17 protein-coding genes are annotated in these 21561 nt (G+C 73.5%); 3 read left to right on the forward strand and 14 right to left on the reverse strand.

All coding sequences use genetic code 11. The features are described 5' to 3' along the window. Nucleotides 1–116: 116 nt before the first annotated feature. From ACZ49J_RS03100 to ACZ49J_RS03110, 3 genes are all read right to left on the reverse strand, one after another. Nucleotides 117–1799, reverse strand: coding sequence for a carboxyl transferase domain-containing protein (locus ACZ49J_RS03100; RefSeq protein ID WP_467447516.1), 1683 nt, complete (start codon nucleotides 1797–1799; stop codon nucleotides 117–119). Then, the gene (locus tag ACZ49J_RS03105) at nucleotides 1792–3255 is read right to left on the reverse strand and encodes an acyl-CoA synthetase (RefSeq protein ID WP_467447517.1); all 1464 of its coding nucleotides are present in this window, start codon (nucleotides 3253–3255) and stop codon (nucleotides 1792–1794) included. Before ACZ49J_RS03105 ends, ACZ49J_RS03100 begins: the two co-directional genes overlap by 8 nt. Before the next feature lie 67 nt (nucleotides 3256–3322). Beyond that, on the reverse strand, nucleotides 3323–4801 hold the full coding sequence (locus tag ACZ49J_RS03110; protein ID WP_467447518.1) for an SLC13 family permease: 1479 nt from the start codon (nucleotides 4799–4801) through the stop codon (nucleotides 3323–3325). A 199-nt stretch (nucleotides 4802–5000) separates the two neighbouring features. Between ACZ49J_RS03110 and ACZ49J_RS03115 the strand changes: the two genes are divergently transcribed. Continuing rightward, nucleotides 5001–5708 (forward strand): FadR/GntR family transcriptional regulator, encoded by a 708-nt coding sequence (locus tag ACZ49J_RS03115; RefSeq protein WP_467447519.1) that lies wholly within the window; start codon nucleotides 5001–5003, stop codon nucleotides 5706–5708. Between the two features lie 159 nt (nucleotides 5709–5867). Then, the gene (locus ACZ49J_RS03120; RefSeq protein ID WP_467447697.1) at nucleotides 5868–6773 is read left to right on the forward strand and encodes a UTP--glucose-1-phosphate uridylyltransferase; all 906 of its coding nucleotides are present in this window, start codon (nucleotides 5868–5870) and stop codon (nucleotides 6771–6773) included. A 43-nt stretch (nucleotides 6774–6816) separates the two neighbouring features. Here ACZ49J_RS03120 and ACZ49J_RS03125 read toward each other — a convergent pair whose 3' ends face one another. Beyond that, a complete protein-coding gene (locus ACZ49J_RS03125) occupies nucleotides 6817–7881 on the reverse strand; it encodes a MerR family transcriptional regulator (protein ID WP_467447520.1) in 1065 nt (354 codons plus the stop codon). Nucleotides 7882–8032: 151 nt separating this feature from the next. Here ACZ49J_RS03125 and ACZ49J_RS03130 point away from each other — a divergent pair, with 151 nt between their 5' ends. Beyond that, nucleotides 8033–8920 (forward strand): ATP-grasp domain-containing protein, encoded by an 888-nt coding sequence (locus tag ACZ49J_RS03130; protein ID WP_467447521.1) that lies wholly within the window; start codon nucleotides 8033–8035, stop codon nucleotides 8918–8920. 43 nt (nucleotides 8921–8963) lie between these two features. On the opposite strand, the gene ACZ49J_RS03135 is transcribed toward ACZ49J_RS03130, so the two are convergent. From ACZ49J_RS03135 to pgfA, 10 genes are all read right to left on the reverse strand, one after another. After that, complete coding sequence (locus tag ACZ49J_RS03135; protein ID WP_467447522.1) at nucleotides 8964–9560, reverse strand: hypothetical protein; 597 nt, start codon at nucleotides 9558–9560, stop codon at nucleotides 8964–8966. Beyond that, entirely contained in the window at nucleotides 9535–10359 is an 825-nt protein-coding gene (locus tag ACZ49J_RS03140) for an FkbM family methyltransferase (RefSeq protein ID WP_467447523.1), read from the reverse strand. Before ACZ49J_RS03140 ends, ACZ49J_RS03135 begins: the two co-directional genes overlap by 26 nt. Then, nucleotides 10356–10610, reverse strand: coding sequence for a Trm112 family protein (locus ACZ49J_RS03145; RefSeq protein ID WP_467447524.1), 255 nt, complete (start codon nucleotides 10608–10610; stop codon nucleotides 10356–10358). The genes ACZ49J_RS03140 and ACZ49J_RS03145 overlap by 4 nt, the downstream gene beginning before the upstream one ends. Then, the gene (locus tag ACZ49J_RS03150; protein WP_467447698.1) at nucleotides 10607–11521 is read right to left on the reverse strand and encodes a hypothetical protein; all 915 of its coding nucleotides are present in this window, start codon (nucleotides 11519–11521) and stop codon (nucleotides 10607–10609) included. The genes ACZ49J_RS03145 and ACZ49J_RS03150 overlap by 4 nt, the downstream gene beginning before the upstream one ends. Nucleotides 11522–11537: 16 nt before the next feature. Further along, nucleotides 11538–12284 carry a class I SAM-dependent methyltransferase gene (locus tag ACZ49J_RS03155; protein ID WP_467447525.1) on the reverse strand — a complete coding sequence of 249 codons (747 nt, stop codon included), beginning with the start codon at nucleotides 12282–12284 and terminating at the stop codon, nucleotides 11538–11540. Beyond that, on the reverse strand, nucleotides 12281–13693 hold the full coding sequence (locus ACZ49J_RS03160) for a condensation protein (protein WP_467447526.1): 1413 nt from the start codon (nucleotides 13691–13693) through the stop codon (nucleotides 12281–12283). Before ACZ49J_RS03160 ends, ACZ49J_RS03155 begins: the two co-directional genes overlap by 4 nt. Continuing rightward, the gene (locus ACZ49J_RS03165; protein WP_467447700.1) at nucleotides 13690–18090 is read right to left on the reverse strand and encodes an alpha-(1->3)-arabinofuranosyltransferase domain-containing protein; all 4401 of its coding nucleotides are present in this window, start codon (nucleotides 18088–18090) and stop codon (nucleotides 13690–13692) included. The genes ACZ49J_RS03160 and ACZ49J_RS03165 overlap by 4 nt, the downstream gene beginning before the upstream one ends. After that, on the reverse strand, nucleotides 18087–18785 hold the full coding sequence (locus ACZ49J_RS03170; protein ID WP_467447701.1) for a class I SAM-dependent methyltransferase: 699 nt from the start codon (nucleotides 18783–18785) through the stop codon (nucleotides 18087–18089). Before ACZ49J_RS03170 ends, ACZ49J_RS03165 begins: the two co-directional genes overlap by 4 nt. A 166-nt stretch (nucleotides 18786–18951) precedes the next feature. After that, the gene (locus ACZ49J_RS03175; RefSeq protein WP_467447528.1) at nucleotides 18952–20133 is read right to left on the reverse strand and encodes a glycosyltransferase family 4 protein; all 1182 of its coding nucleotides are present in this window, start codon (nucleotides 20131–20133) and stop codon (nucleotides 18952–18954) included. 214 nt (nucleotides 20134–20347) lie between these two features. Continuing rightward, complete coding sequence (pgfA, locus tag ACZ49J_RS03180) at nucleotides 20348–21328, reverse strand: cell envelope lipid trafficking protein PgfA (protein ID WP_467447529.1); 981 nt, start codon at nucleotides 21326–21328, stop codon at nucleotides 20348–20350. Between the last annotated feature and the right edge of the window lie 233 nt (nucleotides 21329–21561).

The following is a 21561-nucleotide window of genomic DNA, read 5'->3' on the forward strand; positions in this document are numbered from 1 at the left end:
TCCTGTTCATCCTGTCGCTCGTGACGCCCGATCAGACCATTGTCACGGACGGTACGCGCGCTGTCTCCCCTTCCCCATGCCCTGCCCACACTCCGGACCGGTGTGCGTGACCGCCGTCATGTGACACCGCGGACGACCCCCAGCGCCACCAAGTCCTGCGGCCGTACCCGCAGTTCGTCGGCCGTGGCCCGCACCTGGTCCTCCGGGCGCTTGAGGATCGCGGCGGCCGACTCCGGTGCGATGACCGAGAAGTAGCTGTCCGGGGTGGCCCAGGTGCTGCCGGGCGCGGCCAGCGCCAGCGCCCCGCCGGAGCCGCCCTCGCCGATGACCAGCGTGGTGACCGGAGTCCGGGCGGTGGCCACCGCGTCGAACGCGTCCGCGATGGCCGCTCCGGCGCCCTGCCGCTCCGCCTCGGCGTCGTTGGCGGCGCCCGGGGTGTCCACCAGCGTGAGCACGGGCACACCGAGCCGACCCGCGAGGCGGATCAGCCGGGCCGCCGTGCGGTATCCGGCGGGCCGGGTCGCCGTGCCGCACTGGGCCGCGTACGCGACGGTCCGCCCCTCGTGCTCGCCGAAGCCGCACAGCATGCCGGGGTCGGTGCCGCCGCAGCGGTCGCCGCCGATGGTCACGCGGCGCGTGAAGTACGCGTCCAGATAGGCCTCGGCGCGGGGGCGTTCGGGGGAGCGGGCGCGCTGGACGGCGGCCCAGCCGGTGGCGGGGAGGTCCGTGGAGGGGCCGAGGGCGGCCGGCGGGGGCGCGGGATGCCGGGAGGGGCTGGTGAGCAGCTCCAGCCACGTCGTCAGCGTTCCGCGCAGGTCCTCCGGCTGCACGATCGCGTCGGCCGTGCCCGCCGCCACCTGGGCCTCGGCCGTGTACGCCGCCGGATCGGCGTCCGGCGGGCGCACCCGGGAGCCGGCGAAGCCCACCTGGACACCGGGCAGCGCGAGGACGACGTCGGCGCCCGCGCCGAGGGTGGCCCAGCCGCCGCCGGTCGTCGGGTCCCGCAGCACGGCGATCTGGGGCAGCCCCGCCTCCCGCGTCAGCGCCGACTGCCGGGCCACGCGCTGGAGTTGGGTGAGCGCGCGCATGCCCTCCTGCATCCGGCTGCCACCCGTCGCGACCAGCGCCACGACGGGCAGCCGGTGCTCGCGCGCGTACGTGTACGCCGCCTCCAGCAGGTCCCCGGTCCGCTCCCCGAGCGAGCCGCCGAGAAAACCGAACTCGAAGGCCACCACCACGACTCCGGTACCGGCCTTCGGGCGGGAGTCGGGGTCGGCCCCGGTGCTGGCGTGGGGGTCGGTCTTCGTGCGGGAGTCGGGGTCGGCCGCCGTGCCGACCTCCGGGTCGGTCTTCGTGCGGGAGTCGGGGTCGGCCGCCGTGCCGACCTCCGGGTCGGTTTTCGTGCGGGAGTCGGGGTCGGCCGCCGTGCCGACCTCCGGGTCGGTTTTCGTGCCGGTTTCCGGGTCGGCCCCGGTACCGGCCTTCGGGTCGGTCTCGGTGCCGGTCTCCGGGTCTGGCTCGGTACCGGCCTCCGTACCGGCCGCCGTACCGGCCGCCGTACCGGCCTCCGTACCGGCCCCCGCGCCGCCGATCGTCGCGCGGCCCCAGACCACTGATTCCTCCTCGCCGGTGCGCTCGGCGGCGCGGGTGCGGGAGGCGTCGTACCCCTGCCAGGCGAGGGGGCCGTCGGGCTCGTACTCCTTCGCCGGGCCGGGCAGTCGGGTGAAGTCGTCCGCGACCAGGGCGATGATCTCGCGGGCGGAGAGGCGGGCGGCGTACCGGGCGGCCGGCTCAGTCATGCTTCAGCGCCCGCTTCATGATCTTGCCCATGTCGTTGCGGGGCAGAGCGTCGAGGAAGTGCACGACACGGGGGCGCTTGTGCGGGGCGAGGCGCCCGGCGACATGGTCGGCCAGTTCGGCGGCGCCGGGCGGGGCCTTGGGGTCGGCCGGGACGATCCAGGCGACCACGCGCTCGCCGAGGTCGTCGTCCGGCTCGCCCGTGACCGCGGCCTCGCGCACGGCCGGGTGTTCGAGCAGCGCGTTCTCGATCTCACCCGCGCCGATCTTGTAGCCGCCGCTCTTGATCAGGTCGGTGGCCTTGCGGCCGACGATCCGTACGTACCCGTCGGCGTCCCGGACCGCCATGTCGCCCGTGCGGAACCAGCCGTCCCCGGTGAACGCGGCGGCGGTCGCGTCCGGCCGGTTCAGGTACTCCGTGAAGAGGTTCGGGCCGCGCACCTGGATCTCGCCGACGGTCTCGCCGTCGTACGCGGTGACGGCCGAGCCGTCCTCCTCCACCAGCCGGAGCTCCACGCCCGGCAGCGGCACCCCGACCGTCCCGGCACGCGGCTCGCCGTCCGCGCGCACGCTCGTGTTCATGAGCGTCTCGGTCATGCCGTACCGCTCGATGACCCGCCGCCCGGTCGCCGCCGCGATCCGCTCGTGGTCGTGCACCGGCAGTGCCGCCGAACCGGACACGAGCAGCCGCGCCCGGCCCAGCGCCGTCGCGAGCGCGGGGTCGCCGGGGAGCGCCTCCGCGAGCCGGTGGTACATCGTCGGCACGCCGAACAGCATGGTGGCGCCCTCGTTCAGCTCGTGGGCGACCCCCTCGGCGGTGAACCGCCCCAGGTGCCGTACGGAGCCCCCGCGCCGCAGCGGGCCGAGGATGCCCAGGATCAGGCCGTGGACGTGGAAGAGGGGGAGGGCGTGCACGAGGACGTCGTCGCCGGTCCACTGCCAGGCGTCGGCCAGCGCGTCCAGGGTGGTGGCGATGGCCCGGCGGGGGAGGACGGCGCCCTTGGGCGGGCCGGTGGTGCCGGAGGTGTAGACGACGAGGGCGGGGGAGTCGGGGGTGACGTCGCCGGGGACGTACGGTCCCCTTCCCTGTCCCTGTCCCCGTCCCTGTACATCGACGTCGACGCGCTCCAGGTCCCCCAGGGCGGGCGGGAGTTCGGCGCCCGGCGCGGTGAGGACGAGGGCGGGCGCGCTGTCCCTGACGATGTGCCCGAGCTCGCCGTCGCCCGACTTCGGGTTGAGCGGTACGGCGGGCACCCCGGCCAGCAGGGCGGCCACCACGCCGACGGCCGTCTCCAGCGTGGGAGTCGCCCAGACGGCGACCCGGCCCGCCCCCTGGATCCGCCCGGCGAGCGCGCCCGCCGCCGCGGCGAGTTCCGCGTACGTCAGGGAGCGCTCGCCGAACCGCAGGGCGGGCCGCTCGGCCGGGGAGTCGGTCAGGGCCGGGAAGAGTGAGGACACGCGTCGTACTCCTTCAGTACTGGCTGCATTACGCATTACCGTTCACGATCAGCTGCCGCCCTTGGGGCTACCCCCAGCCGGGCACGACCATCACCAGCCACACCACCGCGGGCACCACTGCCACCACGATCCCTCCGTACACCATCAGCTGCCGGAAGAAACGTTCCCGGTCGACGTCCGGCGCCGCGGCCAGCACCAGCGCGCCGTTCGTCGAGAAGGGGCTCACGTCCACGACCGTCGCCGACACCGCGAGCGCCGACACCATGCCGATCGCCCCGATCTCGCCCTGCGCGAGGAACGGCACCGCCAGCGGGATCAGCGCGCCCATGATGCCCACGGACGAGGCGAACGCCGACACGAGCGCGCCGATGTAGCAGAGCAGCACCGCGGCCAGCAGTGGGACGCCGATGCCGCTGACGCCCTCGCCGGCCCAGGTGATCGTGCCCATCTCGTCGAGCACGCCCACGTACGTGAGGACACCGCAGATGAGCAGCACGGTGGGCCACGCGATCTGCCCGACCGCCACACGGCTGTCCGCCGGCCAGGCGGCGCTCAGCAGCACGGCGAGGGTGATCGCGGTGAGCCCCGCATCGAGGTCGAAGGCGAGCACGGCGACCACGAGGGCGACGAGCCCGGTGAGGGTGGCGGCGCGGGCGGGGGTGAGGCGGACGGTGTCGGTTCCGGTCCCGTTCCCGGTCTCTTTGGTCCCGGTCGTGGTCCCTGTGGTCCCGGTCGTGGTCCCTGCGGTCCCGGTCCCGGTCCCGGTTCCGCCGGGGCGGGCGGGGGCGGTCGTGGCGACGGCGGTGGTGGGGCTGGTGCCGCCGGGTGCCGTACCGTTCGTCTCTCCGCGGGGCGCGGTGCCGCCGGACGCGCCCGTGCCGTCGGCCACGCCCCCGGACTCCCCGGAGGCCGCTTCCCCGTCCACCGGCACGGACCCCTGGGCCCACAGCTTGAGCCCGCCGAAGAGGACGAAGACGATGCCGGCGATGACGAGGTTGACGGCGAGGGAGGACAGGAACAGCGTGATCTCGCTGCCCGGGAGCTTCTCGCGCTCGACGATGCCGTTGACGATCGTGCCGTAGATGCTGATCGGCGAGAAGCCGCCGGCCTGCGCGCCGTGCACCACCATCGTGCCCATGAGCAGCGGACTGATCCCGTACCGGACGGCGAAGCTGAGCGCCAGCGGCGCGACGATCGCGACGGCGGCGGGGCTGACCGCGCCGATCGCCGTGAGCGCGCCGGTGAGGGCGAACATCACCCAGGGGATCAGCGCCACCCGCCCGCGCACCAGCCGGATGGCGGCGTGCACCAGCCAGTCGGTGGTGCCGTTGGCGCGGGCGATGGCGAACAGGTAGGTGATGCCGACGAGGACGACGAAGAGGTCACCGGGGAAGCCGGCGAAGATGCCGTCCGCGTCGAGACCGGCGACGAGTTCGCCCACTCCGAAGGCGGCGGCGAAGGCGAGGGCGCCCATGTTGACGGAGCGGGTGGTGGCGATGACGAACACCACGACGAGGACGAGGATCGAGATGAGTTCGGGGGACATACGGGCTCCCGTCTTTGGGCCCCGGAGATCGCGTATGCGTGCCGGAATGGCTGAGTGGCTGAGCCACTTGCTTAAGGGGGGTGCTGGTCGGTCAGCGTGGGCCTCGCCCGGGACCCACGTCAAGGGGTCGCGCCCAAATTGGCTCAGCCACTTGTCCACTGTGGGAGCGGTGTTACCCTCCCGGCGAGAGGGGGATCCCGTGACCGACGCCCTGCGTCCCATGACAAGGACGCCGCTCTACCAGCAGGTGCTCGACCGGCTGCGCCAGTACGTCGCCGAGGGCGGCCTGCGGGCCGGTGACCGGCTGCCGCCCGAGCGCGACCTCGCCCAGCGGCTGGGCGTCAGCCGCGCCTCCGTGAAGCAGGCGATCGTGGTCCTCGAGGTCCAGGGCCTGGTGGAGGCACGGCACGGCGGGGGCACGTACCTGGTCCGCGACAGCCTGGACGTCGAGCCCGTCGAGGACATGGTCGAACGCCGCAGGCGCCTCCCCGACGTCCTGGAGGCCCGCGAGGCCCTGGAGACGAAGCTCGCCGAACTGGCCGCCGAGCGCCGCACGGAGGAGGACCTGGCCGCGATGCGGTCCGCGCTCGCCCACATGACCCGCGAGATCGAGGAGGACGGGCACGGTGTGGAGGGCGACCGCCTGTTCCACGCGGCCGTGACCGCCGCCGCCCACAGCAGCATCCTCGCGGAGTTCATGCGCTCCATCGCCGAGCAGATCGCCGAAAGCCGCACCGAGTCGCTGCGCCAGCCCGGCCGCCCGACCCGCTCCCTGGCCCAGCACCAGGCCATCCTCGACGCCATCGCCGACCGGCGGCCCCGGCAGGCGGCCACCGCGATGCGCACCCACGTGCGGACGGTCGCGAAGGTGCGGTTGCTGGACTGGGACCCGGAAGGGGAGAGGTGACCGGGGCCTCGTCGCGCGATGGTCCCGCAGTGCGATGGTCCCGTAGTGCGTTGATCCCGCAGTGCGTACGTCTCACCGCGTCGGTCCCGCCGGTGCGTTGGTAGCGTCGGCGTACACCGTGCGACCGGCACGGCGTGCCGCCCGACCGAGAGAGACATGATGTCCCCGACGATCCGCAGGGCCGTGATCCCCGCCGCCGGGCTCGGCTCACGCCTGCTGCCCCTGACCAAGGCCACGCCGAAGGAAATGCTCCCGGTCGGCGACAAGCCCGTCATCGAGCACACCGTGCGCGAACTGGTGGACTCCGGCATCACCGACATCACCATCGTGGTCTCGGGCGGGAAGTCCCTCATCCAGGACCACTTCCGGCCCAACCCCGCCCTGGTCGCACAGCTGCGCGAGGACGGCAAGACGGCCTACGCGGACGCGGTGGAGGAGGTGGCCGAGCTGGCCCGCCGGGGGCACATCACGTACCTCGACCAGCACGGCCCGTACGGCAACGGCACCCCGGTGCTCAACGCCGCCCGCAACATCGGCGACGAGCCGGTGCTGGTGCTCTGGCCGGACGACGTGTTCGTGGCCGAGGTGCCGCGGGCCCAGCAGCTGATCCGCGCCTACGAGCAGACCGCCTGCCCGGTGCTCGCCCTCATGCCGATGGACCCGGGCGACTCCCAGCGCTACGGCGTGCCCATCGTCAAGGAGGACCTGGGAGACGGCCTGCTGCGGATCACCGGCCTCGTCGAGAAGCCCGCCCCCGCCGACGCGCCCTCCTCGTACGCGGCCATCGGCGGCTACGTCATCACCCCCGGAATCATCGACGAGCTGCGGGAGCAGACCCGGCGCTGGTACGAGCACCGTGAGGGCGAGATCTACCTGACCGACGCCATCAACGCCTACGCCGGCACCCGCGCGGTGTACGGGCAGGCCATCCAGGGCCGCTGGTACGACACCGGCAACCCGGCCGACTACCTCGTCGCCCAGATGGCCTCCGCCCTCGCCCATCCCGAGTACGGCCCCGTCCTGCGCGGCCTCGTCCGCGAACTCGACGACGGGCGCACCGACTGACGGGCGCACCGACTGACGGGCGCACCGGCTGAAGAAGCCCCGACTACCCGGCCTCCACCACGTCGGCCACCACGCAGCTCACGTTGTCCGGACCGCCCGCGTCGTTCGCCCCGGCGACGAGCGCGCGTACGGTCTCCTCGGGGTCGCCGGCCGTCGACAGGGTCCGCTGGATGTCCGTGTCCGCCAGGACCCGTGACAGGCCGTCGGAGCACAGCAGGTACCGGTCGCCGGGCAGGGCGTCCTGCAGGCGGAGGTCCGGGGACGGGACGGAGTCGCCGCCGCTCAGGCCTTTGAGGAGCAGGGTCCGCTGGGGGTGCGCCGCGGCCTCCTCCACCGTCAGCCGGCCCTCGTCGACCATCGACTGGACGAGCGTGTGGTCGTGGGTGATCCGGAAGAGCTCGCCGGCGCGCAGCAGGTACGCGCGCGAGTCGCCGATGTGGACCAGGGCGAGCTGGGAGCCGGTCCAGAGCATCGCGGTGAGGGTCGTCCCCACCTCCTCCTTGTCGGCCGCCGCGACGTCCCGTACGGCCCGGGTCGCGCCCTGCACCGCCTCGTCCAGCAGGTTCAGCACGCTGCCCGCCGGGAGCGTCTCTCGGTCCAGTGCCTTCAGCGCCTCCACGGCGGCCGTGGACGCGTGCGCCCCGCCGGAGCCGAAGCCGTCGGCGACGGCGAGGACGCGGGTGCCCGCGTAGGCGGTGTCCTGGTTGGCCGGACGGACCAGCCCGGTGTCGGAGAGGGCGGCGTAACGGAGTTCCAGCATGGTGGTGTCCTTCCCTGAGGTGCCGGTGAGGTGGTCCACGAGGAACGCCGCCAGGTCCCGGCGGTGAGCCGTCTCGGCCTCGACACGCGCCCAGTACGCCCGGATCTCCCGGCCCGCGGCGGGCCCGTCCAGCGCGCACACCTGCCGGATGCGCGCCAGCGGCATCCCCAGCCGCCTGAGCCACGCCACCAGCCGCGCCCGCTCCAGCTGCTCCACCGCGTAGTAGCGGTAGCCGGTCTCCGGGTCCACCCGGGCGGGCCGCAGCAGCTCCAGCTCGTCGTACAGCCGCAGTGCCTTCGGCGAGAGGCGGCACGCCTTCGCGAAGGCGCCGATCGTCAGCAAGCCCACGGTTCCCCCTGGTCCTGGCCGTTCCCCGTTCCGTTCCCGATGCTGGGGCTTCACCAATGGGGAAGGTCAAACGGGTTGCCGCGGTTGCGGAGCCCGTTGTTAGCCTCACGGCTGGAGTCGGTACCACACGGTCGTACGAGGATGGAGCCCCGTGACCCACACGCCCGCCCCCCGCATAGCGCTCGCCACCTACGACCCCGGTCCCGAGGTGAGCAAGGACCGCGATCTGCCGGTGCTGGTGCGGGAGCTGACGGCGGCCGGGGCCGAGGCGAGGGCCGTGTACTGGGACGATCCGGAGGTCGACTGGGCCGGTTACGACCTCGTGGTCATCCGCTCCACCTGGGACTACAGCTGGCGGGCGGAGGAGTTCGCGGCCTGGGTGACGCGGTGCGGGAAGGCCACACGGCTCGTGAACCCGGCGGACGTCGTGCGCTGGAACACCGACAAGCGCTACCTCGGGGAACTGGCGGCGGCCGGGGTGCCCGTCGTGCCCACCCGGTATCTCGCGCCCGGCGACACCGCCGGCCTCCCGGACGACCACGAGTACGTGGTGAAGCCGACGTCCGGGGCGGGCGCCCGGTACGCGGCGCGGTACACGCCCGCCGACCGGGAGACGGCCCTGCGGCACCTGGCGCGGATGCACACGGAGGGCTTCACCGCGATGGTGCAGCCGTACATGCGGGGCATCGACGCCACCGGTGAGCGGGCCCTGCAGTTCTTCGGCGGGCGGCTGCTGCACGCCAGCCGCAAGGGAGCGGTGCTCGCCCCCGGCACGGCGTACGACGCGGACAAGGTGGCCCACCCCGGCCTGGAGCCCTGGACCCCCACTCCGGCCGAGCTCTCCGTCGCCGAGAGTGCCCTCGCGGCCGTACCGGGCGACCCCGACCTGCTGTACGCCCGGGTCGACCTGGTACTCGGGGACGACGGCGAACCCCGGCTCATGGAGCTGGAGTTGGTGGAGCCGAACCTCTTCCTCGACCTGCATCCGGACTCGGTGCCGGTGGTGGCCGGGGCGATCCTGGCGGCGGCCGGCCGGTAGCGGAGAGGGCTCGCGCACGAGGCCGGTGCCCCGGCACGGGCACTCACTCACCCTCGCCCGTGTCCACCCGCTGCAACAACCCCCACGTGAACTCCGCCACGCACTCCCGGCGTACGCCCCGCGCGTCGGGGGCCGTGAAGGCGAGGCCGAAGCGCGTCGGCGCCGTGCCCTCCAGGGGGCGGGCGGGGGCGAAGGCGCGGGCCGCCTCGTCGACCGTGCAGGACCAGGGGGTCAGGTCCTCCAGTGCGCGCAGCTCGGGCGCGGCGGCGTCCGGGGCGCGGACCAGCCACTCGTTCCACACCACGCCGTTCGGGGCCACCATCACCTCGAAGCGCAGGTCCGGCCAGAGGGGGACGGGCCAGCACAGCGCCTCGCACTCCAGGTCGCCGATCCTCCGGGAGATGACCGACTCGGGTTCCCCGAGGACCGAGCGGTACCGGGAGACGGCCGAGCGGGAACGGGGCGAGCGGAGCATCGCCTGCCAGCGCTTGTTGGCCTCGCGCATGTCGGCGATCGAGACGCCCAGCTCATGGCGGGCGTTCTCGACGAGGTCGCCGTTGTGGTCGGCCATGCGGCGCAGCAGGACCAGCTGGAAGTGGAGCGGGGTGAACGGCTCAGCCGGGCGTTTCGCGGAGGGCATGCGCCCCATGGTCGCGTAGGTCTTCCGCCCCCGCGCCCGGGCGGCGTCCGTCGGGGAGGAAGAGGACGGAGTTCACGTAGCGCGGGCCCCGGAGGAAGGGCAGCACCCGGCGCATCAGGCCCTGCGAGACGACGTACGACGCCTTCGCCTGGTGGGCCTCCAGTGCCACCGGGTCCAGGGGGAGCCAACTGCGGCCGGGGAGGACCCAGCCCGCGTAGCCGAGCCCGGCGAGGAGGTCCACGACCGGGGCGATCGGCTGGATCCGTGACTCCAGTTCGACGAAGAGAGCCGGCCGGTCCTGGGTCAGGATGCCGCGCGCGCCGCGCAGGACGGCCAGTTCGCTGCCGTCCACATCGATCTTGACGAAGCCGACGTCCCGCAGGCCCAGACCGTCCAGGGTGACACAGGGGACGTCCAGCGCGCGGGCGTGGATGTCCCGGCGGACCAGCGACGACACGCCCCGCTCGCCCTCGTCGCCCGACGGCAGCCACAGGCGGGCCGTACCGGGGTGGTCCGAGGCGGCGGCCTGGACCACGCGGACGTTCGCGGGGGCCGTCGAGGTCAGCAGGCGGGCCAGATGGGGGACCGGCTCGACGGTCACCACCTGACGGGCCCGCCCGGCGAGGCGGCGCGTCCAGGGGCCGTACCAGCCGCCGACGTCGACCGCCGTGCCGCAGCCGGGTGGACAGAGGTCGCCGAGGCGCGCGAGCTCCGGCTCGAAGCGCGGGTAGACGAGGCCGGCCGCCGCGGCGATCAGCCGGGTGGGCAGGAAGGGGGCGAGGCGGGCGGCGAGGGTCATGGCGACATCCGGTTGGTCGGTCCGATCAGTTTGACCAGTTCCTCGTGCTCGTCCTCGGTGACCTGTTCGCCCGAGGACGGCAGCAGCTGCGGGATGCCGTCGACGATCGGGTAACGGCGGTGCAGCCGGGGGTTGTACAGCGCCGCAGGAGCGTCCGCGGCTTCGGTGGCCCCGGTCTCGGTCACCAGGTGCAGCGGGCCCTTGTCCAGCGGGCACGCCAGGATCTGCAGGAGCGGGTCCTCGGGGGTCATGGTGGCGTCAACTCCTTGGCACCCACAGGAGGTTCGGGTGCGGGTCGGGGTGCGTCGTGCTTCGGCATCGACAGCAGTACGGTCACCGCGAGCGCCGTGCCCGCCACGCGCAGCGCCAGCCGCAGTGGCTCGTCGGGCAGTGCCTCGCCGAACGCCAGCGTGCCGAGCACCGCCGTGAACAGGCACGTCACCGTGGTGCACACCGGCACGATCAGTGAGGCGCGGGAGCGCTGCAGCGCCGCCTGCGACATGACGAGACCGAACGCGCCGGTGAAGAGCAGGAGGTACGGGTACGGGGAGCGCGGCAGGGTGAGGAGTGCCTCGCCGAAGCCGCTCGTCGTCAGGTGGCTCGACACGCCCTTGATGGCCAGCGAGCTCACCCCGTACAGCAGGCCCACCGCCACGCCGTAGTCGACGCCCGTCGTCGGCAGCCGGTGGCGGTGCCGGGCGCGCCGCTCCGCCGAGGCGTACAGCCACACGCCGAGGGCGAGCGACGGCAGGCAGACGGTCAGCACCAGGGCGTACGGCGCGCCGCGGCTCACCGTGTCGGAGGCCTCGTCCAGCGACAGCACCACCATCAGCAGCGCGAGGAGAATGGCGCCGATCATGTACTTCTCGCGGCCCGTCGTCTCCTCGCCGAGCAGCCGCGCGGACAGCAGGACCAGCAGCACAAGCCCGGAGACGAAGATGCCCTGCGCGGCGGCGATCGGCAGGGTGCGGTAGACGGCGAGCTGGGCGGCGAAGCCGGCGGCCAGGGCCAGTGATCCGCCGATCCACAGGGGGCTGCCGAGCACCAGCCGCAGCAGCCGGGCCGGTTGACGGATCGTCACCTGGGGCAGCGATCCCAGCGCCCGCTTCTCCAGGACGAATCCGGTGCTGTAGAGGACGTTGGCCAGAAGGGCCGCGCCCACTCCCCACCACATCGCCCTACGTCCTTCGCGCGTGCAGCAGCAGGATCGACGCGGCCGACGGCACGGCACAGGCCAGCCGGTCCAGCGGCCGCAGCGGACGGGGTACGCCGTGGAAGGGCGCCCCGCGCACCTCCACGACCTCGAAGCCGGACGCGCCCACGAACTCCCGTAGCGCGCGTGCGGTGCAGAGCCGCAGATGCCCCACGACCTCTCGCCCCGGGCGGCCGTGGATCGCGCGCAGGCTCACCTCGGAGAACACGGGCTGCACTCCGGCGAGGAGCAGGGCGCGGTTGTACCAGGCGGCGAGGTTCGGGGTGGAGAGCATCAGGTGGCCTCCGGGGCGCAGCACGCGGCGGATCTCGTCGAGGGCGCCGTCCGGGTCGACGAGGTGCTCGATCACCTCGCTGAACAGGACGGCGTCGGCGGAGGCGGAGGCGAACGGCAGGCCGCCGTCGGTGAGTTCACCGCGCACCACGTACGGCAGCCGGGCGTGGGCGCGCCTGAGGGCGTCCTGGGACCAGTCGACGCCGACGATCCGGTGGCCGGCGAGGAAGGGCGCGGCGGTGGCGGCGGCCGTGCCGTCTCCGCAGCCGATGTCCAGGACGGTCTTCTGGCCCCCGGCGCCGGCCGGCCCGAGGGCGGCGGCCAGCATGCGGGCCTGGCGGACGCTGCGGGGGGTGCCGGAGGCGACCGGGACGGCCGGGTTCTCGTAGAAGTCGCGCAGGCCTCGTCGCGGGGGCGCGGTGGTCGCCGGGGACGTCACGGTGTCACCTCCGTGGTGCGCAGGTAGTGCTCGAAGAGGTCACGGAGGCGGGCGCCGTCGCCGTGGCCGAGGAGGGCGCGCGACCAGCGCAGGGCGAGGTGGAGGCGGCCCGCCGTGGAGGCCGTGGTGACGGTGAGGCCGCGCGGCATACGGGCCGGCGCCGAGAACCACACGGCGTGGGCGCGGCCCGCCTCGTCGCCGAAGTCCAGCGGGTACGGGACGCGGCCGATGTTGCTGAGCAGCGTCGTGGACGTCCAGGGGGCGGCCGCCCTGCGCAGGCCCCGGGTGAGCGCGGCCCGCACGCCGACCGGGGCCCAGGGGGCGGTGAGCAGGGCGGCGCCGCGCCCCAGCTGGGGGCGGGGGAGGGATCTGAGGGCGCGGGTACGGGTCGCCGTGCGGCGCAGCAGGGCGGGCATGTCGACGGAGCCCAACTCCTCGGGGGAGAACGGGACTTCGACGAGCCGGGTGCCGTTGCCGATGGGCATCGTGGCGTCCCGGGGGCGGTCGTCCACCGGCATGGTGATGCGCATCGGGCGGGGGCGGACGCCGTGTTCCCGGTTCCAGTGGGCGAGCATCAGGGCCGTGGCGACCATGAGCTGGTCGTTCACCGTGTAGGGGGAGCCCTTGGGGCGGTGGGGGAGGCCGAGCTCGGTGACGAGCATGCCGTTGCCGGGGGAGGGGGCGGGGGTGCCGGGGGCGACTCGGGCGGGTGGGGTCCAGGGCGACGGCGTCGCCGGCAGCTCCCGGGCTGGTTCGGGGGTCCGTACGGGAGGTGCGGCGGGGGAGTTGTCCCGGCCGCCGTACAGCTCCGCCGCGGTGGCGAGGACGCGGAGGCAGGCCGGGCCGTCCAGGGCGGTGTGGTTGATGGTGAGGAAGAGGACGGTGCCGTCGCGTTCTGGGCGCCCGTGGGCGGGGGCTGAGCCGGGGGTGGAGGCGCTTGCCCGCGCTGTGCGCGGTGCCGCCGCGCCCGCCCGTGCCGCCCCAGCCGCACGACTGCCGGCGGCTACGACCACCTCCAGCCGGATCGGCGGCGACGCCGTCAGTGGTGGCGCGTTCGTCAGGGCCCTCACCCGCGCGTCCCGCAAGGCGTTCGGGCCCGGTGGCGGGAAGCTCAGCACCTCCACATCCGGATCCGCGGTCAGCTCCCACTCGTAGCGGCGCCGGTACCAGGGCCCCGTCGCCTCCCGCATCAGGATGCGCGGGTGGCGGTGCAGGGCCTCGGTGAAGGCGGTGCGCAGGCGGGACGGGTCAACAGGGCCCGGGAGGTGGACCTCGATGTGGACCGTCTCGGGCTCCTCCTCCTGGAGGCAGTGCCGGGCGACCTCGTCCACCACCGGGAACGGGACGCGTACCGGAGGCCGTACGGGGCCGCCCGTTCCGTTCCGCGCCGGGTGCTCCACTGCGGTCATACGGCCTCGCCCCTTCCGGTGCTGTCGATGTCCGGTCCCCTCGCCGACACGGTCGGCCCGGCCACCGGCCCCCGCGGGCCCTCCCCGGCGCCTCCGGGTTCCCGGCCCGGGCCGCTCGCCCCCCGCTTCCGCCTGGGCAACGGCGCGGCCGGGGCGTCCGGGCCCGGTGGCGGGGGCGGCGCCCCGTACGTGAGCGTCGCGCCAGGGCCACGGGGGTCACCGGAACCCACAGGGGGCTCAGGGCCACCACTGCCGCCCGGCCTCCCCGCCACCACCCCCGCCGGCTCCCGCACGCTCACCAGCCCCGCGAACAGCCCGGCCAGCGCCAGCACCTGGGCCACCGGCCCGAACGCCCCCTCGCCGGCAGCCGCCGGCTCCCCCGCGCCCAGGGCGGCGGCGATGCCGGCCCCGGCCAGCGCGAGCAACGCGAGGGGCACCAGCAGGGTGTGCCGCTTCCACGCCACCAGCGCCAGCACCGGCACCAGCAGCGCGAAGACGCCCGCGATCACGACTCCCACGAGCGTGAGCGCCACCGTGCCGAGCCAGAAACCGGGGTCCGGCGGCACCGGCTGCGCCTCGTCGGGGTTGGGCGAGCGCCGCCGCCACAGCACCAGGCCGACCAGTACGGCGACCCCGGCCCCCGCGCCGACCAGTCCGGCCTCGTACGTCGTGGACGGCGCGTACGTCAGCTCGACCGTGCCGCCCGCGCCGCCGGGTATCCGCCACCCCTGCTGCCAGCCGTCGAGCCGGACGGGGCTGAGCTCGCGTCCGTCCAGTGTGGCCTTCCAGCCGTCGTTGAAGTTCTCGTACGTCGTCAGGTACGAGGCCGCGCCCGAGCCGACCGACACCTCGCGCAGGTCGCCGAGCCAGTCCCGTACCCGCAGCTCGCGGGCGGTCGTGCCGGAGGGTTCGGTCACCGTGCCGCGCGTGAGCGTCACGTCCGTAACGGCGAGCGGCCCGCCGTCCCCGGCCTCGACCCGGTGGGGCCCGGAACCCAGGTCCAACTTCCCGTTCGCCTTCCCCCGCTGACACAAGGTCAGGTCGATGGCGCGCCGCTCCCGCAGGTCCCGTACCGTCCCCTTCGCGCTCGTCCCGTACAGCTCGCCGTCGATCGCGAGCACCGGGCCCCTGCCACACGGGAGCGAGAAGTCCCTGGCATCCGACGGCTGCTTGGCCCGCTGGTCGTCGAGGGCGGGGAGGTACGCCTCCGTGAGGCCGACCGGGAGTTGCAGGTCGTCGTCGGCGACGGGGTTGTGGACGGTCAGCGGGGCGGTCTCGGTGATCGTGATGTCGAGGCGGTTCGTGGTGATCGGCTCGAAGCGGGCCCAGCCGTTCTCGTCGACCGCGGCGATCGCCGCGCCGTCCGGGGAGCTGATCGACACCTGCGTCGGGCGGGTGGACAGGCCGCCCGCGGGGGCGAGTACGACCGAGCCGACCTTCTGCCGGTCCGGCCACGTCAGATGGATCACCGGCTTGTCGCCCGCGATCCACGCCGTCGTCAGGTCGCCGTCGGTGAGGTTGCGCGGCGACAGTCCGGTGCCGAGGCGCGCCGTCGAGTCCGCCGTCGCGGTGACCCGGTTCCTCTCGCCGGGCGCGACCTCGTACAGCAGCTCGTCGAGCTCGGCGCTCGGCACGGGCACGGCGCTCGCCCTCACGTCGTAGGTCCCGGACCTGGTCACCGAGAAGCGGCGGTGCAGGCCGTTCTCCGTGCCGGTCGGGGAGAGCCCGGTGGGGTCGGCGGCGCGGTGCAGCGAGACGATCTCGGCGGAGGCGCCGGAGCGGTCGGCGTCGGTGGGCAGCCGCAGCATGCGGGTGACCTGCGGTACGCCCGGGATGTCGATCTCGGAGAAACCGGCGCCCGTGAGCCCGGCGTGCCGTTCCACCGCGTCGAGGATCGTGATCTTCAGCCAGTCGGTCGGCCCGGGGCGCGCCCGGACCGTCTGAGGGGAGCCGTCGGGTTGCAGATAGCTCGTGACGGAACCCCGCTCCGTCTCCACCCGTACCCGTGTCGGCGCCGACCGCACCTGGTCCTGCGGCAGTGGCGTCACCTTGAAGGACGAAGGGACGTCCTCGGTCTCGTCGAACGCGATCCGCAGCCACTGTCCGTCCGCCGAACCGGCCGCCCCCTCCGCCCACGCGGTGCCCGGGTCGCCGTCGAAGGCGTTCACCGGGTCGTACTGGGGCAGGTAGAACAGCCAGTTGCCGGACGACGACGCCGTCACCGAACGCGCACCGCGCAGCTCGGCCACCGTCTGGTGGGCGGTTCCCCTCACCGGCAGGATCTGGTGCGGCGGGTCGCCGGGGTCCTGGACGTTGCCGCTGTGATTGCGTTCGGACGCGGTGTACGTGTACGACGTGTTGGCGTTGACCAGGCCGAACCGGGTGTCCGCGCGCCGCAGTCCGTCCCCGACGACCTGCACCTCGGGTGTGCCGAGACCGGGGTGGTTGTCGCCGATCAGTACCGTGGCGCGGCCCCGCATCGCCGGGTCGGCGGCCAGCGGCAGCAGCGCCTCGGGGCCGCCGGACACGACGGCGGTGTCCGCGATCGGCTTCAGCCCGGCCTGCCCGGGGCGCGGCGCGTCCGCGGGAGGCCGGTAGATCTCCACGGCCCGCTGACGCGGGTACAGCCCCTCCACCTGCAGAGGCGTGTCGTTCGCGATCCGTCCGCCCGTCATCAGCGGACCGAAGCCGGTCTCCCGCTCGTAGCCCGACTGTTCCAGGGTCCGCTTGACGGTCGTCGTCGGGACGTAGCCGACCTGGTCCGGGTCCAGGTCATTGCGGACGACCACGTAGTACAGCCCGGCGCGGCTCAAGTAGTCGGCCAGACCCGGGACTTCACCACCCGTCATCAGCGCCTGCTCGACCGCGTCCATCGCACGCCGGTTGCCCGGCGTGCCGAAGGGCACGTAGTCCCGTTGCGCCCAGCGCGACTCGGCGAGCACGTCGAGGGGCTGGTCGATGGGCGAGCCCCAGGTGTAGATGCCGTGCGCGGTGGCGGGCACGACGAGGGCGCGCGAGTCGGGCGAGTTCTTCTCCAGCCAGCCCGCCGTCGCGCTCCAGTACTTGGGCAGCTCCTGGAACGAACCGGGCTGCAGGATCGACCCGTTGAGGTACGGCCACGCCAGCCCGGGCAGTACCAGCACCGCGGCGACGACCGCCACGTACCGCCGCCCGCGCACCCGCCGCGCCCCGCGCTCCCGCGCCGCCACACCCACCAGGTGCGCAAGACCGAGGACCAGCGCCAGCGCGAGCCCCGCCTGGAACTTGTAGATGTTCCGGAACGGGCCGAGCGCGCCGTTCAGCCAGTCCTGCACCGGCCCGTGGAACGGCCCGCCGAACGTGCCGCCGTACCCGGCGAGCGTGATCAGCGCCACGGACAGCACCGTCAGCACCAGCCACCGCCGCTCCGGCAGATCCCGCCGGGCCAGCCCCGCCAGCCCCAGCCCGGCCGCGAGCGCCGAGCACACGACCACCACCACCGACGACGCGACCGTCCAGCCGGCGGGCAGCCAGGCCTCGCCGAAGTGCAGGTACGCCACCCAGTTCCCGGCGCCGCGCAGCATCTCGGTCGCCGACATGGTGGCCGTCGTCGTCTGTGACGTCTCCACGTACGGCAGGAAGTTCTCGCCGTACGCGCCGAGCAGCAGCAGCGGGATCACCCACCACGCCGTCGCCAGGAGCACACCCGGCACCCACCAGGCGATCAGCTTGCGCTGCCGGGGGCCGCGCGGGCGCGACAGCAGATACAGCCCGACCGGCAGCAGCGAGGCCAGCGTGGCCGCGGCGTTCACCCCGCCCATGAACGGGATGACCAGCGCCGAGCGCAGGGCGGCGATCCGCGCGCTGTACCGCTCGCTCGTCAGCGGCAGCAGCACCCACGGCAGGAACGCGCCCGGCAGCGCGGCGGCCGACGTCGAGCCGACGACGGTCGTGAACACCGGCCACAGCGCGTACGCCACGGCACCGAGCAACCGGCTGCCCGGAGCCCCGATCCGCAACCGCTCCATCAGCCGCAGCGCACCCCAGAAGGCCACCGACACCACGATCGACAGCCACAGCCGCTCCGCGAGCCACACCGGCAACCGCACCAGGTCGCACAGCGCGTAGTACGGCAGCATCGGCCACGCGTAGCCGGCGTACTGGTCCAGAATCCCGCCGAAGCCGCCCCGGTCGTGCCACAACTGGCCGAGATCGGACAGGAACTGCCACGGATCGAGCGCGACACCCAGCTTGGTCTCGAACGTCGTCCGCCCCGGGTCCACGGCCAGGAACAGCACGAACACCACGGCCCAGAACCCCAGCAGCCAGCGCCGCGAGCGCGGACCCTCGGGGGGCCTGCGCGCCGGCCCGTCGGGTCGTACCGGAGCGGGAGGAGGGGCCTGGACCGTGCTCGTCATGGTGGACACCGCCGGAGGATGAGGAGGAGGTTCCAGGTGGCGAACTCGCGGATGCCCGGCGCCTTCACGACGGTCTCCGCGAGGAACGGCCAGTAGCGGGAACGCGCCGAGACGACCGTGACGTCACCACGGGCGCGCACCTGCCGCAGGGTGGGGCCGATGTGCACGGCGAAGAGGTTCTCGCCGAGGGTGTGCTTGGCTTCCCTTCCGGTACGGCGCCGGTAGCGGGCCCGCGCCCGCTCGGCCCCGAGGTAGTGCCAGGGCGCCCACTCGTGACCGCCCCAGGGGGAGAACCAGTTGGTGAACGACACGTAGATCAGCCCGCCGGGCCGGGTGACCCGCACGAGCTCGCTGAGGAACGTCTGCGGATCGGCCACGTGCTCCAGCACGTTGGAGGAGAAGGTGACGTCCGCGACCCCGCTGCCCAGCGGCAGCAGATACCCGTCCGCGACGACCGCGCCCTCGGGCGGTTTCGGCCCCAACTCCCGTACGTCGGGCTCGAACAGGTACGCGTCCGCCCCTCGCCGCCGGAACTCCCGCGTGAAGTACCCGCCACCCCCGCCGACATCCACGACGGTCCGCCCGCGGACGGGACCTCCGTATGCCTCGACCTGGTCGGCGGCGTCGCGTGCGAGGAGGGAGTAGCAGTACTCGGGATCGTCCTGCTCCCGCAGGAAGGCACGGAAGAGGGTCAGGGAACGCCGGAGAGAGGGGTCCTTCGTACGACTCCGGTGAGGGACAGTGCCCCGAAGGGGGCGCGGGGCCGTGTCGTCTTGCGGCTCTGCCGCGGGGCGCGACCAGCCACGAACAACCCGCAGCTCACGGACGGCATTTCCGGCGAGGAGCGCGAAACGGCTCACCCTAGCCGGAGGCGGCACGGCCCCTCACCGCCTCACTGGCCACCGCTCTGAACTGCCGAACCGTGTGATCCCAGCGATAGCGCGCCGCCCGCTCCCGCGCGGCCTTGCCCATGAGAACCCGCCGCTCCGCGGACAGCGTGAGTGCGCACCACGCCGCGGCGAACGACGACTCACCCCGGGCCAGCACACCCGTCTCACCGTCCACGACGGAGTCACGCAGCCCGGGCACGTCGAAGGCGATCGCGGGGGTCTCGCGCGCCGCGGCCTCCGTGACCACCAGCCCCCAGCCCTCGACCGCCGAGGGATGCAGCAGCAGCCAGGCCTCGCAGAGCAGTCGGTGCTTCTCGGCATCGGAGACATAACCGGTGAACTCCACGCCGGGTCCCGCCAGTTGCTCCAGGTACGCGCGCTCGGGACCGTCGCCCACGATCACCAGGCGCCCGCCCGTCACCGGCCGCACCCGCTCCCACAGCCGCAGCAGCAGGTCGATCCGCTTGTACTCGACGAGCCGGCCGACCGCCACGAACAGCGGCTCGGGGGAGCGTTCCGCGAGGGGTCCCGGTTCCTCGACGCCGTTGTGCACCACTCTGATCCGCTCGCGCTCCACGCCGATGTCCCGCAGCGCGTGGGCCGTGGACGACGAGACGGCGACGAGCAGGTTCTTCCGCTGCCGCTTCCCGTGCTTCTCGCGCTGCGCGCCCGCCAGCGCCCAGTGTTCGAGTCTTCGGCCCAGACGCGCCGCGGGCGCGAGCAGGCCGTCGAACCGCATGCTCCACAACTCCGTGTGCACATGGTTGACCAGGCACAGCGTCGGGCCGTCGTGCCACAGCGGAGCCAGGTACGGCATGCCGTTGCACACCTCGACCAGCAGGTCGCAGTCGCCGACCTGGCGGGCGAACGAGGGCTTGGCGCGCAGATAGTGGCTCAGGTCGCCGCCGGCCGACACGACCCGGTAGTCCCGGAACGCGGCCGGCCCGCCGCACAGCAGGGTGACCTGGTGACCGAGCCGGGTCAGTCCGTCGGCCAGCCGGTCGACGAGGAGTTCGGAACCGCCCGCCGCCGGATTGCCGAGGTCACGGCGGGCGAGGAAAGCGATGCGGCGCGGTTGTGGGGGGTGCGCCGGAGTGTGCCGCCCGGAGCGCGGAAGCGACTCCAGCAGCGAGAACGGCACGTGCTGGGGCATGGGTGCTCCAACTCGTCTCAGGGTGCGGAACTCTCGTGGGGGAGAGTCACGCAGTGGGGGGATCCGTGGGGGGAACGAAAGGTCGATCCGTGGGGGGTGTGACGGGACTGTGGGTGGTCTGTGCTCGGGTGGGGGTGGATAGTTTTCGCCGGGACGTTGGAAGCTGCTACTCACCGGGGTGACAAATTCCGGGCTTGTTGTACCTGACGTCTCATCATGTTGTGAGCGGGTCCTGGGACGACTCGGACGTTTCGGGATGCGGGCGTCCGCGCACCACCAAAACGGCACCCACCGCGGCGAGGACGAAACCGAGTACAGCGGCCCCCACGGGCAACGTCCGGCCCACCAGGCGCAGTTGTCCGCTGTCCTTCCTGGCCTGGTCGACCGCGAACTTCTGGGTGCCGGGGGTGAACGCGATCTTCCGGCTGTCGAGGAGCACGGCCGCGTCCTTCTTCCCGCCCGGCGCCCGCAGCGTCTGGCGCGGTCCGGTCTGCGCGTGGAGCACGCGCCCGGTGGCCTGGTCGACGACCAACTCGATGCCGTGGTTGGCGTACCACTCCTCGGCGACCACCTGCGGGCGGCTCGGCCGGCCGACGAGCGCGCCCGGCACCAGCCGGGTGCCGTTCCTCGTGGCGGGCACGGTGCCGGTGAACCGGTAGCCCCCGTACCCCTGGACCTTCTTCTCCCCCCGGAAGTGGAGGGTCACAGCCCTGCCGAGGGTGTTGTCCCACCAGCGGTAGTCGCGCTTTTCCACATCGAAGGGGAACTTCAGGTAGGCCTCGCCCTGGATGTACGGCTTCTCGCCGCAGCAGTGCACGGGCCGGTTGGTCCTGCGGTCGCTGACCCAGCGGTGCGGGGTGAAGTCCAGCGCGTCGTGCGGGTCGGCGGCGGGCAGCGACTTGTCCGTGTCGACCGAGGTCGTCACGTCCCAGACGGCGGCCTTCCCGCTGCGCTCGCTGTCGGCGACGTCCGCGCGCACCCGCTGGGTGATCGTGATCTTCTGGTCCGGCACGGTCTTCACTTCGTCCACGTCGAAGACGCTGCCGGTTCCGGTGTAGACGGCGGTGGTGTCGATGTCGATCGGGTTGACCGCGGCGCGCGGTTTCACGTACCACGCGAGCAGGGGCGCGAGCACCAGCAGGAAGGTGCCGACACCCAGCAGGACCAGGGACAATGGTGAGGCTGTACGACGCATCCGGCACTCCAGTGAGGTGGGTCGGCGCGACGGGAGTACGCGTACGCGGGGGTCGCGCGCCGTGGGGGGAAAGTGCGCGTGCGGTAGGGGGTGCCGGACTGCTCCACGCGGCACCCGCCATGGGGCGGGAACCGTAGGCGCACTCTTGACGGGGTGTCAATGCTTGTCGAGACTGGGCCCGGGTGAGGGTCCCCGGTACGTGCCGGGTGCCCGGGTGGGGACGACCTTTCGAG

The sequence above is a fragment of the Streptomyces sp. NPDC030840 genome (assembly GCF_055572015.1).